The following is an 11,722-nucleotide window of genomic DNA, read 5'->3' on the forward strand; positions in this document are numbered from 1 at the left end:
GGGGCGGGGAGGAGGAGGTCCTTACCCTGCGGGGGTGAGCATCCCGGCGCCGACGGTCGCGTTCGTGGACTCGTCGATGAGGATGAACCGGCCGGTGACCCGGTTGCGCGTGTAGTCGTCGACGAACAGCGGCTGGGTGACGCGCAGGCGCACCCGGCCGATGTCGTTGAGCCCGAGCTCCTCGGCGTCCTGGTCGCGGTGGAGGGTGTTGACGTCGAGCCGGTAGGCCAGGTCCTTCACCATCCCGCGGACCGTCCGGGTGGTGTGCTTGATCGCCAGCCGCTGCCGCGGCCGGAGCGGTTCGTCGGCCATCCAGCAGACGAGGGCGTCGACGTCCTGGGTGACGGTCGGTGCGTTCGCCGGCCGGCAGATGAGGTCGCCGCGGGAGACGTCGACGTCGTCCTCGAGCCGGATGGTGACCGCCATCGGCGGGAAGGCCTCCTCGACCGGCCCGCGGGGGCCGTCGATCCCGGCGATCGTGCTGGTCAGGCCACTGGGCAGCACCTGGACCTCGTCGCCGCGCCGCAGCACCCCGCTGGCCACGGTGCCGGCGTACCCGCGGTAGTCGTGGAACGCGTCCGACTGCGGCCGGATCACGTACTGCACCGGGAAACGCGCGTCGACCAGGTTGCGGTCGCTGGCCACGTGCACGTGCTCGAGGTGGTGCAGCAGGGTGGTGCCCTCGTACCACGGGGTGTTCGGCGAGTGGGTGACGACGTTGTCGCCGTGCAGCGCCGAGATCGGGACGACGGTGAGATCGGGGACGTTCAGCTTGGTGGCGAACGCGCTGAACTCGTCGCGGATGTTCTCGTAGACCTCCTCTGACCAGTCGACGAGATCCATCTTGTTGACCGCGACCACCACGTGCGGCACCCGCAGCAGCGAGGCGAGGAAGGCGTGCCGGCGGCTCTGCTCGAGCATGCCCTTGCGGGCGTCGACGAGCACGATCGCGAGGTCGGCGGTGGAGGCGCCGGTGACCATGTTGCGCGTGTACTGCACGTGCCCGGGGGTGTCGGCCAGGATGAAGGTGCGCCGCGGGGTGGAGAAGTACCGGTAGGCGACGTCGATCGTGATGCCCTGCTCGCGCTCGGCGCGCAGCCCGTCGGTGAGCAGCGCGAGGTCGACGTAGTCGCCCTTGCTGGCCCGCTCGACCGCCTCGTACTGGTCCTCGAAGATGGCCTTGCTGTCGTAGAGCAGCCGGCCGATCAGCGTGCTCTTGCCGTCGTCGACGGAGCCCGCGGTCGCGATGCGGAGGATGTCCTTGCGGGCGAGCGCGACGTCGTGCGCGTGCTCTGCCTCGGGGGTGTGCAGGTCCACAGGGTCGCTCATCAGAAGTACCCCTCCTTCTTGCGGTCCTCCATGGCGGCGTCGCTGACCTTGTCGTCGCCGCGGGTGGCGCCGCGCTCGGTCATCCGGGTCACCGCGATCTCGGCGATGACGTCCTCGACCGTGGCGGCCTCCGAGAGCACGGCGGCGGTCAGATTGGCGTCACCGACGGTGCGGTAGCGGACCGTCTCCTTGCGGACCTGCTCGCCTTCCTTCGGGCGGATGAACTCGTTGACCGCGTAGAGCATCCCCTGCCGCTCGACGACCTCCCGCTCCTGCGCGAGGTAGAGCGGGGGGATCGCGATGTTCTCGCGGAGGATGTACTGCCAGATGTCGAGCTCGGTCCAGTTGGACAACGGGAACACGCGGATCGACTCGCCCAGGTGGATCCGGCCGTTGTAGAGGTCCCAGATCTCCGGGCGCTGGTTCTTGGGGTCCCACTGCCCGAACTCGTCGCGGAAGGAGAAGACCCGCTCCTTGGCCCGCGCCTTGTCCTCGTCCCGGCGCGCGCCGCCGAACAGCGCGGTGAAGCCGTGCTCCTCGACCGCGTCGAGCAACACCGGCGTCTGGATCCGGTTGCGCGAGCCGTTGGGCTCCTCCTTGACCAGGCCCTTGGCGATCGCGTCGGGCACCGAGGCCACGATCAGCTGCACGCCGAGCTCGGCCACGCGCTTGTCGCGGAACTCCAGGACGTCGGGGAAGTTCAGCCCGGTGTCGACGTGCATCACCGGGAAGGGGATGCGGGCCGGCGCGAACGCCTTGCGGGCCAGCTCCAGCATCACGATGGAGTCCTTGCCGCCGGAGAACAGCAGCACGGGGCGCTCGAGCTCGGCGACCACCTCGCGGATGACGTGGATCGATTCGGCCTCCAGCGTCTCCAGCTGGCTGAGTCGGTAGTCAGGCCGGTGGTGCAGCGTCGTCACGGGGTGGACTCCGGTTGTCGGCGGCAGAGCTGGCTGGGCACGGCTGGGTGGCGCACGTCAGCGTTGACGACCAACCGCATCGGATCGATGCGGATTCCCGACCAGTGTCCGCTATGACGAAGAGCGCACCGCAGCCAGCACCCGTTCGGCGAGCTCCGGACGGCAGACGACGAGGTCTGGCAGGGATGGTTCCGGGGCGTTGTAGACCAGTGGCGAGCCGTCGAGACGGCAGGCCGTCAACCCGGCGGACCGGGCGACGGCCACCGGCGCGGCGGAGTCCCACTGGTACATGCCACCGGCGTGCACGTAGGCGTCGACCTCGCCGCGGGCCACCGCGACGGTCTTGTAGCCGGCCGACCCCATCGGCACGAGCTCGGCGCCGAGCGTCGCGGCGACCGCATCGGCGACGGCGGGGGCCGGCTCCGGCTCACCGCGATGCGGACCGGTCCGTCCGCTCGCGCCGGCAGTCGCGGAGCGGGGTCGGTGAGCAGCAGCTCGCCGAGCCCCGGCAGGGCCACGGCGGCCGCCGTCAGCTCGCCGCTCGACCACAGGGCGACGTGCACCGCCCAGTCGTGCCGGTCCTCCTCGCCGTACTCCCGCGTGCCGTCGAGCGGGTCGACGATCCAGACCCGCGATGCGGCGAGACGGCGGCGGTCGTCGACGGCCTCCTCGCTGAAGACCACGTCGTCCGGCCGCTCCGCGGTGAGGACGGCGACGATCGCCTCCTGCGCCGCCGCGTCACCCGCGTCGCCGAGCGGGCGTCCGCCGAGGCCGCACCCGCGCAGGGCGACGAGCGCCCCCGCTGCCGCTCGTGCAGCGCGGGCGGCGACCTCCACGTCCCCCGCGGTCACTCGTCCTCGACGGCCGTCGCGTCGGTGGCCCGGCTGGGCGGCCGGTGTTCGCCGGAGGCGTCGGTGATGCCGCCGAAGATGGTCGTCAACTTCTCCTGGCGGGGCAGGACGAACAGTCCGCGCGCCTCGACCAGCGGCTCGTCGGGGGCGGCCGCCAGCGCGATGGTCCCCACGATGAGCGACTTGCGGCCGGTGGTCTCGGCCACGCGGCCCCGGAAGGCCAGCTTCTCCCCGACGGGCAGGGGGCCGCGGTAGTCCAGTTCCAGGTGCACGGTCATGCCCCAGACGCCGGCGGCGGCCGCCGTGTCCCCCAGCACCTGGTCCATGAGCAGGGCGCTCATCCCGCCGTGCACGTAGCTGGGCGGGCCCTCGTAGGCCACGCCGAGCGTCGCCTCGCCCACCAGGCCGTCCTCGGCCCGCCGCAGCCGCAGCGGCGGGGCCATCCCGTTGCCCGGGCCGCTCACGGGGTTGAACACCCGCCGGCCGGTGGACGGGTCGTCGAGGGCCGACAGCTGGGACGCCGGTCGGCGCGCCACGGCCAGCCGCTCGGTCACCTGGCGGACCAGGTCGGCGGCCGTCCGCACCTCGGCCGGGTGGACGGTCGTCGTGACCGAGACCTCGATCAGCTCGCGCAGCGCCGTCCCGAGGTCGACCACGGCGGCCAGCGGTTCGGCGTCCGGGAGGGCCACGTCGCTGTCGTTCATCACGACCGCGAATGCTGTCAGGGCCGTGGGGCCGGTTCCGCGTCGCCCCCGGTGGGCGCCCGGTGCTGCGGCCCGGAGCGGGGGAGCCGGACGGTCACCGCCGCCCCCTCGCCGGGGGCGGTGTCGAGGTGGACGGAACCGCCGTGCGCGGCGACCAGGGAGGCCACGATGGCCAGCCCGAGCCCGGTGCCCCCGGCGGCGCGCGTCCGGGAGGCATCGGCCCGGTAGAAGCGCTCGAACGCCCGCTCCGCGTCGGCCACCTCCATGCCCGGCCCCTCGTCGGCGACGCGCAGCAGCAGGACGTCGGGGTCCGCGTCGTCCCCGGCGACCGTGACGGTGATCCGGGTGCCGGGCGGTGTGTGGGTCAGGGCGTTGGTGACCAGGTTGCCGACCACCTGGCGCAGAGCGGACTCGTCGCCGACCACCACGGGCACATCGGTCAGCGAGTCGTCGAGCCGCAGCGCGATCGGCCGGTCCGGCTGCACCGCCGTGGCGTCGTGCACCGCGTCGCCGGCGATGCCGGCGAGGTCGACCGGGGCGAAGGTCAGTGGTCGCTGCTGGTCCATGCGGGCCAGCAGGAGCAGGTCCTCGACGAGCAGGCCCATCCGCGACCCCTCGGCCTCGATGCGCTCCATCAGCCGGCGCACGTCGTCGTCGCTGCGCACGGCCCCCTGCCGGTAGAGCTCGGCGAAACCCCGGATCGAGGTGAGCGGCGTGCGCAGCTCGTGGCTGGCGTCGGCCACGAACCGGCGCATGCGGTCCTCCGAGCCGCGCGCCTCCTCCTCGGAGGCCTGCTGCGCACGGAAGGCGCTCTCGATCCGCGACAGCATGCCGTTGAGGGCGAGGGAGAGCCGGCCGACCTCGGTGCGCTCATCCCCGACGGGCACGCGCCGGGACAGGTCGCCCTCCGCGATGGCGCGGGCCGTCCGCTCGACCTCGACCAGGGGCCGGAGGCTGTTGCGGACCAGCAGGTAACCGGCGGCGCCGAGCACCGTGAGCACGATCAGGCCCACGACGACCTCGATCCGGACCAGCCGGCCGATGGCGTTCGCGTCGCCGCGCTGCTCGGCGGCGACCACCAGCATGTATCCGCCCGGTAGCTCCGCCGAGGTCATCCGCCAGTCGTCCCTGCCCGAGGAGTCGACGTCGAAGGGACCGGTGCCGCTGCGCAGCTTCTCGATCGCGGCGTCGTCGACCTCGGGCATCTCGTCGCCCGGGCCGCGGGGTGCGGCGAGGACGATGGGCTCGTCGTCGTCCGGGGCGAGGCAGGCCACGTAGGTGGGGCTCGGCTGGGCGTACTCCGGCTCGGCGATGCACGCCTGCAGCAGTCCCGGGGTGCGCGCGAAGCCCATGACGCTGTCGCGCAGCTCGTCGTCGCTCTGCTGCTGCAGGTACTGCTTGAGCAGCGAGGTCGCCGTCACCCCGGTCGCCGCGAGCGCGACCGCGACCAGCGCGACCAGGAGCGCGACCAGGGTGATCCGGAGCGGGACGCGCGGCCCGCGGTCGGGGCTGGCCGGCGCCTGCGTCACGACCCCCGCGGCAACCGCAGCGTGTAGCCGACCCCCCGGATGGTCTGCAGCAGGCGGGGCTCGGTGGTGTCGATCTTTCGACGCAGGTAGGAGATGTAGGACTCCACGACGTTGGCCTCGCCGTTGAAGTCGTAGTTCCAGACGTGGTCGAGGATCTGCGCCTTGGACAGCACCCGCCCGGCGTTGGCCATGAGGTAGCGCAGCAGCTTGAACTCGGTCGGGGAGAGGCTGATCACCTCGCCGGCCTTGATGACCTCGTGGCTCTCCTCGTCCAGTTCGATGTCGGCGAAGGTGAGGCGGGGGGCCTCCGCCGCGGCCGGCTGCGCGCCGGCGGTCCGCCGCAGCACCGCGCGGATCCGAGCGATGACCTCGTCGAGGCTGAACGGCTTGGTGACGTAGTCGTCGCCGCCGAGCGTGAGGCCCGAGACCTTGTCCTCGGCGGCGTCCTTGGCCGTGAGGAAGAGCACCGGTGTGTGCCGGCCGGCCTGGCGCAGTCGGCGGACGACGCCGAAGCCGTCCAGTCCCGGCATCATCACGTCGAGCACGAGCAGGTCGGGCCGGAAGGAGTCGGCGAGCGCGAGCGCCTGCTGGCCGTCGGCCGCGGTCGCGACCTCGAATCCCGCGTAGCGCAGGCTGGCCGAGAGCAGCTCCCGGATGTTGGGCTCGTCGTCCACGACGAGCAGCCGGGCCTCCGGCGTCGTGCTGGTGTGCCCACCATGGGACTGCGAGGTGCCGGCCACGGGTCCTCCGGTCGGGCGAGCGGGTGCCGTCGTCATGCCCTCGACGGTGACGCCTCCGCCTGCGGTCGCTCTGGACGCTACCTGTGAACTTCCTGGGCGGCCGCGGCCGACCGGCCGGTGGGCCGGCTCAGCCGGCTGGTGACATGGCCCGACCGCGCCGCCAGTAGCCGATCGCGTGGTGCTGCGCGCGGCCGAGCCCCCACCGTCCCCGCAGGTCGGCCCGGATGGCGCGGACCGCGGCCGACTCACCGGCGACCCACGCGAACAGGTCGTCGGTCGCCGGGCGCTCCAGGGCGGCGACGGCGTCGGCCAGCAGCGAGTGCTCGCCCGGGAGCGCGTCTCCCCGGTGCAGCCACCGCACGTCCACCCCCGCGGGTGCGGTCAGCGGCTGCTCCTCCTCCGGGCCCGCAACCTCGAGCAGCGCCGTCCCGACGGTCGCCGGGGCTGCCGCCGACAGGATCCGGCTGATCGCGGGCAGGGCCGTCTCGTCACCGACGAGCAGCAGGTGGGCCGCGGCACGGTCACCCAGCGAGGCCGCGCCCGCCACGCCGAGCAGCGCGCCGGGTTCGGCGGCCGTCGCCCAGGCCGCGGCGGGTCCGTCGCCGTGCAGCACGAAGTCGATCTCCACCTCGCCCGCCGCCGGGTCCTGGCGGCGGGCGGTGTAGCTGCGCAGGCTGACGCCGTGGCTGCCCAGTGGCCACACGATCCGCCCGTCGCGGGCCACCCCGGGCCAGTGCGGGGCCCGGTCGCCCACGCGCGGGACCAGCAGGTTGACGGTCGGGCCGGCTCCGGCCACCGCGGCCGCGCTGCCGGAGAGCACCACCCGGCGCACCGAGGGGGTGACGTCGCGAACGGAGACGACGGTCAGGACGTCCACCGGGCTGGGGCCCTCGGAGGTGCCGGCATCGGGGGTGGTCACGTCGGCCCAGGGTAGGTGGACCCCGGACAGGGGCCGGCCCGGCCGTCTCCGGGGGAATGGAGTCGACCGGGCCGGCGATCGTGGACGGGTGCGGATCTCACCGTGGGTAGTCATCACGCGCCGTCTAGCAGCGCGGATGTGGGATCCACCCCCGTCCCCGTGAACGCTACGTGACGAAAGCCGGTCTGCCACTGCCCGCAGGAGTGAGGTCTGGTCCCGAACGGGTGATCCGCAACGCCATGTGTGTGCGCGGCCCCGGACGGGCAGGGGGGAGGCATGGCTGACGACCGGCATCAGGACGGCCCCAGCACGGGTGATCACGTCTCCTGGAAGACCCACGGGACCACCACCGAGGGCACCGTCGAACGGAAGATCACCTCCGACACCGAGGCGTCGGGCCGGACGGTCCGCGCCAGCCCGGACGAGCCGCAGTACGAGGTGACGTCGGACAAGAGCGGCCGCACGGCGGTCCACAAGCCCGGCGCGCTGACGAAGGACTGACCACGGCCCGGCGTCGTCCGGGTCCGAACAGCAGGAGGCACAGTGACCGAGTCCGGAGACCAGTTCGCCGGCACGTCCGCCCGCAGCACCAAGCACGGCCCCCGGATGGACGAGGAGCTCGAGCACGAGATCCAGGGGATGCTCAAGGCGGAGCGCGCGACGCGCGCCGCGGAGTGGCGCGAGGTCGAGCCGGTCGCCGAGGGCGACCCGCACATCGACGCCGATCCGGCCGGGACGCTCGTCGGGGGCGTCCCGGTCGGGATGACCGAGGACGCCGTCGTCGCCCGCGCCGAGCTGGCCCGCTGGCTGACCCGCGAGCCCTTCCCCGGAACCCGCGACCAGCTCGTCGAGGCCGCCCGTGACCACCGGGCCCCCGACGTCGTGGTCGCGGAGCTGGAGAAGCTGCCCGAGGGAGAGGTCTTCGAGCGGATCGGCGACGTGACCCGCGCCCTGGGGTACCCGACCGAGACCTGATCGAGGACCAGGCGGACGCGACGGCTCACCCGCCGTCGTTCCCCCGTGCCTCCTCCTCGGCGATCTCCTCCGCCCCCCGCCGGCGGAACAGCCGGGAGCCGGGGAAACCCTTCACGATCTGCCGCATGTCCTGCACCGTGTCGACCAGGTCGTGGACGTCGGTACCGACGGTGCCGAGCGTCTCCAGCACCGGGAGGATGTCCTCGTCGAGGTGGGCGACGAGTTTCGGCAGCCGGTCGATGAGCGTGATCAGCGCCTCCACCTCGGCGGGGTCGAAGCTCGCGGCGAACCGCCGCACGGCCGGGGCCAGGGACGTGAGGGCGGGCTGGTACTCGACGAGCAGCGGCTCCACCCGGCCGACCAGTTCCTCCGCATGGACGACGGTGCCGTCGGCGCGGGCGGCGGTCCGCTCGACGCCGGTGATGGCCGCGTCGGCCTTCTCGCGCGTACGGGTCACCGCCTCGATCGCGTCGTCCGCCCTCGCCTGGGTGCGGCCGACGCCCTCGATCGCCTGGTCCGCCCGGGCCTGCGTGTCGCCGACGGCGGCGATCGCCTCGTCCGCGCGCGTCCGCGTGCTGTCCAGACGGGTGATGGCGTCGTCCGCACGGTCGACGATCGCGTCGACGCGGGTCAGCAGACGCGACACCTGGTCGAGCAGCTCCTCCATCCGGCCGACCGCGGCCCCCACCCGTGGGACGAGGGCGAGGGCGTCGCTGACGCCGTCCCGGACTCCCCCCACGGCCGACAACACGTCCGACGGGCCAGGCAGTGACGGCAGTCTCACCGGGCTCAGGCTACGCACCAGGACGGTGGCCCACTATTCGGTTGCACCCTGCGCCCGGGCGAGGGGGGCGGTGTGCCGCGCGTCCGGCGTGAGGACCGGCGCGGCCCCCGTATCGTCGTGGTGAACACGGACAGGGCACGGACGACTACGAGAAGGTGTCGGCACCGGTGGGGGAACAGTCGACGGGGGACGGCGCAGGTGGCCGTGGCCTGACCCCTGGCCTACCCGGGCGCAGCCGCCGGTCCCGCGCGGGGGAGCCCTCCGCGGCCGACCCCGTCACCGTCGAGCAGTTGCTGGCCCGCCAGGGCAGCTCGGTGGGCCGGCGCCGGGCCGCGCGACGGGTCGAGGAGCCGGAGAACCGCGTCGAGCGCCCCCTGGAACGGCATCCCCACCGCCCTGCCGGCGGCGCTCCGCCGGCCGTCCGGCAACCCGGCCTGCCACCGGTACCCGGCGTCGCCGGCCGCCCGGCCCCGCAGGCGGGCCTTCCCCCGTGCCGGGCGCGGTCGGTCGCTCGGTTGCCCGGCCGGAGCCCGCCCGCGAGCCGGCCCGCTCGCCGGCCGCCTGGGAACCCGCCAGCCGTCCCTCCCGACGCAGTGGGCCGATCCCGCCGCTGCCCGGCACGGTGCCGCCGCCGACGGCCGCGAAGCCGCGGGGGAGCCGTCCGCGTCCCGCCGATCGCCCGCCGGCCAGCCCGCGGCGCCGTCGGATCACCCGGGTGATAGCCGCGCTCGCGGCGGTGGTGGGCGTGGTCCTGCTCTACCACCTGGGGCTGTACTTCTACGTCGACCAGAAGATCGACCGCGTGGACGCGCTGGCCGTCGACGGCCCTGAGGTGCTCGCCCCGGCGCTCCAGGAGGGTGCGCAGACCTACCTCGTCGTGGGCAGCGGCGTTCCGGACCAGACGGGCGCCGCCTCCGTCGCCACGCTGCTCGCCACCGTCGCGGCCGACGGCAGGTCGGCGGTGCTGGTCAGTTTCCCGCCCACCGCGATGATCGACACCCCCGCGTGCCGGACGCCGGAGGGGGACCTGCGCAACCCCACCACGGAAGCCTTCGCCGCCTCGCTGCTCGAGGGCGGACCGTCCTGCATGGTCCGCGCCGTGCAGCAGCTCTCGGGTCTGCGCGTCGACCACTACCTCGATGTCGACCTGGGCCGGCTGCCCGGCATGGTCGACGCCCTGGGCGGGGTGCCGGTCTGCGTGCTCCCGTCGGCGGCGACCGCGGCAGCGGCCGGCCCGCTGGAGCCGGGCCTGACGGAGGTCGACGGAGCGGCGGCCGGCAGCTTCCTGGCGCCGGGGGACACCGGGTCCGACGTCACCGGCGCACTGGTGGCCGAACGCGCGCAGCGGCTGCTGACCTCGACGTTGCGAGCCGCGATGTCGACGTCCACGCTGGCCGACCCGGTCGCGCTGGCGCGGTTCCTCAACCGGGCAGCCGACGCCCTCACCGTCGACGAGCAGACCACGCTGGGCGACCTGCGCGTGCTGGCCGGTTCGCTCGGCGAGCTGACCGGCGACGCGGTGCAGCGGGCGACGCTGCCGGTGGCCCAGGTCGGCCACGTGCCGGCCGGCTCCGAGGAGGCCTACGTCGTCCTCGACCACGACCTCACGCGCACGCTCTTCGACGCGGTCATCGAAGGGAACCCCGTGCCCGCCGAGCTGACCACTGACGGCGCCCCTGGCGCTGACGGTCAGGCGCCCGGCACAGCGGAGGCGCCCGCGCCGCCTCCGGCCGAACCAGCCGGACCGGTGCTCACCGCCGAGCCCGCGACGGTCACGGTCGACGTCCTCAACGGCACGGGGACGACGGGCCTGGCCGCCACCGTCGCCGACCAGCTGCGCGCCCAGGGGTTCGTCGTGGGAGCCGTGGGCAACGAGGCCGGGACCGTGAACCAGACCGTCGTGCGGCACGGGCCGGGGGTCGTGGAGCAGGCACGCACGGTGGCCGCCGCCGTGCCCGGCTCGGCGCTGCAGCCCAGCGACGCGATCGGCGACACCGTGCAGCTGGTCGTCGGTCCCGGGTTCGAGAGCGTCGTGGCCGTGACGATCCCGCCGCCGGCGGCGCAGCCGCCGGCCGACACGACGGCTCCGGCCCCCGCCACGGCAGCGGAGCCCGCTCCGATCGCCTGCTGAAGGCCCCGTCCAGAGGCTCGCGCCGAGCGGAGCGAGGTGTGAGGAGGACGGGGTCCTTTCTCAGCCGAAGCGGCCGGAGATGTAGTCCTCGGTGGCCTTCTCGTCCGGGTTGCTGAAGATCTTCTCGGTCGGGTTGAACTCGATCAGCCGACCGGGTTGGCCGGCGCCACCGATGTTGAAGAAGCCCGTCTGCTCGCTCACCCGCGCCGCCTGCTGCATGTTGTGGGTCACGATGACGATGGTGAACCGCTCCTTGAGCTCGGTCATCAGGTCCTCGATCGCCAGCGTCGAGATCGGGTCCAGCGCCGAGGCGGGCTCGTCCATGAGCAGCACGTCCGGCTCGACGGCGATCGCCCGGGCGATGCACAGTCGCTGCTGCTGGCCCCCGAGAGCCCTGAGCCCGGGCGCCCCAGTCGGTCCTTCACCTCGTTCCACAGGTTGGCTCCGCGCAGCGAGCGCTCGACCAGGTCGTCGAGGTCGGACTTCCTGATCTTCTTGTTGTTCAGCCGGATACCCGCTGCGACGTTGTCGTAGATCGACATCGTCGGGAACGGGTTCGGACGCTGGAAGACCATGCCGATCTGCCGGCGGACGTCCACGGGGTCCACGCCGGGTCCGTACAGGTCCTGTCCGTCCATGACGACCTTGCCCTCGACCCGCGCACCCGGGAGCACCTCGTGCATCCGGTTGATCGAGCGCAGGAAGGTCGACTTCCCGCATCCCGACGGTCCGATCAGCGCCGTGACGCTGCGGGGCTCGATGGAGACGGTGACGTCCTGCACGGCGAGGAAGCTGCCGTAGTAGATGTTCAGGTCCGAGACGTCGATGCGCTTGGCCACG

The 11,722-nt window shown here is 73.5% G+C and carries 13 protein-coding genes and 1 pseudogene; 3 read left to right on the forward strand and 11 right to left on the reverse strand.

The window, feature by feature from the left end; all coding sequences use genetic code 11:
* Positions 1-21 precede the first annotated feature (21 nt).
* From MVA48_RS18210 to MVA48_RS18245, 8 genes are all read right to left on the reverse strand, one after another.
* Positions 22-1,329, reverse strand: coding sequence for a sulfate adenylyltransferase subunit 1 (locus tag MVA48_RS18210; protein WP_246982274.1), 1,308 nt, complete (start codon positions 1,327-1,329; stop codon positions 22-24).
* Positions 1,329-2,249 carry a sulfate adenylyltransferase subunit CysD gene (gene cysD / locus MVA48_RS18215; RefSeq protein ID WP_246982276.1) on the reverse strand — a complete coding sequence of 307 codons (921 nt, stop codon included), beginning with the start codon at positions 2,247-2,249 and terminating at the stop codon, positions 1,329-1,331. Before cysD ends, MVA48_RS18210 begins: the two co-directional genes overlap by 1 nt.
* Before the next feature lie 111 nt (positions 2,250-2,360).
* Positions 2,361-2,582 carry an inositol monophosphatase family protein gene (locus tag MVA48_RS18220; RefSeq protein WP_246982278.1) on the reverse strand — a complete coding sequence of 74 codons (222 nt, stop codon included), beginning with the start codon at positions 2,580-2,582 and terminating at the stop codon, positions 2,361-2,363.
* Positions 2,486-3,100 carry an inositol monophosphatase family protein gene (locus MVA48_RS18225; RefSeq protein ID WP_246982280.1) on the reverse strand — a complete coding sequence of 205 codons (615 nt, stop codon included), beginning with the start codon at positions 3,098-3,100 and terminating at the stop codon, positions 2,486-2,488. Before MVA48_RS18225 ends, MVA48_RS18220 begins: the two co-directional genes overlap by 97 nt.
* Complete coding sequence (locus MVA48_RS18230) at positions 3,097-3,804, reverse strand: PaaI family thioesterase (RefSeq protein WP_246989290.1); 708 nt, start codon at positions 3,802-3,804, stop codon at positions 3,097-3,099. The genes MVA48_RS18225 and MVA48_RS18230 overlap by 4 nt, the downstream gene beginning before the upstream one ends.
* 17 nt (positions 3,805-3,821) lie before the next feature.
* Entirely contained in the window at positions 3,822-5,333 is a 1,512-nt protein-coding gene (locus tag MVA48_RS18235) for a sensor histidine kinase (protein WP_246982281.1), read from the reverse strand.
* On the reverse strand, positions 5,330-6,109 hold the full coding sequence (locus MVA48_RS18240; protein WP_246982282.1) for a response regulator transcription factor: 780 nt from the start codon (positions 6,107-6,109) through the stop codon (positions 5,330-5,332). The genes MVA48_RS18235 and MVA48_RS18240 overlap by 4 nt, the downstream gene beginning before the upstream one ends.
* Before the next feature lie 91 nt (positions 6,110-6,200).
* Complete coding sequence (locus tag MVA48_RS18245) at positions 6,201-6,992, reverse strand: siderophore-interacting protein (protein WP_246982283.1); 792 nt, start codon at positions 6,990-6,992, stop codon at positions 6,201-6,203.
* A 276-nt stretch (positions 6,993-7,268) separates the two neighbouring features.
* On the opposite strand from MVA48_RS18245, the gene MVA48_RS18250 reads away from it, so the two are divergent.
* Together MVA48_RS18250 and MVA48_RS18255 are read left to right on the forward strand one after the other, a co-directional pair.
* The gene (locus MVA48_RS18250; RefSeq protein WP_246982284.1) at positions 7,269-7,493 is read left to right on the forward strand and encodes a DUF2945 domain-containing protein; all 225 of its coding nucleotides are present in this window, start codon (positions 7,269-7,271) and stop codon (positions 7,491-7,493) included.
* 42 nt (positions 7,494-7,535) lie between these two features.
* Positions 7,536-7,967 (forward strand): DUF2795 domain-containing protein, encoded by a 432-nt coding sequence (locus MVA48_RS18255; RefSeq protein WP_246982285.1) that lies wholly within the window; start codon positions 7,536-7,538, stop codon positions 7,965-7,967.
* 25 nt (positions 7,968-7,992) lie between these two features.
* Here the strand turns inward: MVA48_RS18255 and MVA48_RS18260 are convergent, their stop codons facing one another.
* Complete coding sequence (locus MVA48_RS18260) at positions 7,993-8,751, reverse strand: hypothetical protein (RefSeq protein WP_246982286.1); 759 nt, start codon at positions 8,749-8,751, stop codon at positions 7,993-7,995.
* Positions 8,752-9,466: 715 nt separating this feature from the next.
* On the opposite strand from MVA48_RS18260, the gene MVA48_RS18265 reads away from it, so the two are divergent.
* Positions 9,467-10,882 (forward strand): LCP family protein, encoded by a 1,416-nt coding sequence (locus tag MVA48_RS18265; RefSeq protein ID WP_246982288.1) that lies wholly within the window; start codon positions 9,467-9,469, stop codon positions 10,880-10,882.
* Positions 10,883-10,942: 60 nt separating this feature from the next.
* Here MVA48_RS18265 and MVA48_RS24525 read toward each other — a convergent pair whose 3' ends face one another.
* Both MVA48_RS24525 and MVA48_RS24530 read right to left on the reverse strand, forming a co-directional pair.
* The gene (locus tag MVA48_RS24525) at positions 10,943-11,206 is read right to left on the reverse strand and encodes a hypothetical protein (RefSeq protein WP_441300216.1); all 264 of its coding nucleotides are present in this window, start codon (positions 11,204-11,206) and stop codon (positions 10,943-10,945) included.
* 45 nt (positions 11,207-11,251) lie between these two features.
* Positions 11,252-11,721 (reverse strand): annotated as a pseudogene (locus tag MVA48_RS24530) (phosphate ABC transporter ATP-binding protein); the annotation flags it as partial.
* Position 11,722 lies beyond the last annotated feature (1 nt).

The sequence above is a fragment of the Blastococcus sp. PRF04-17 genome (assembly GCF_023016265.1).
Classification (GTDB): Bacteria; Actinomycetota; Actinomycetes; order Mycobacteriales; family Geodermatophilaceae; genus Blastococcus_B.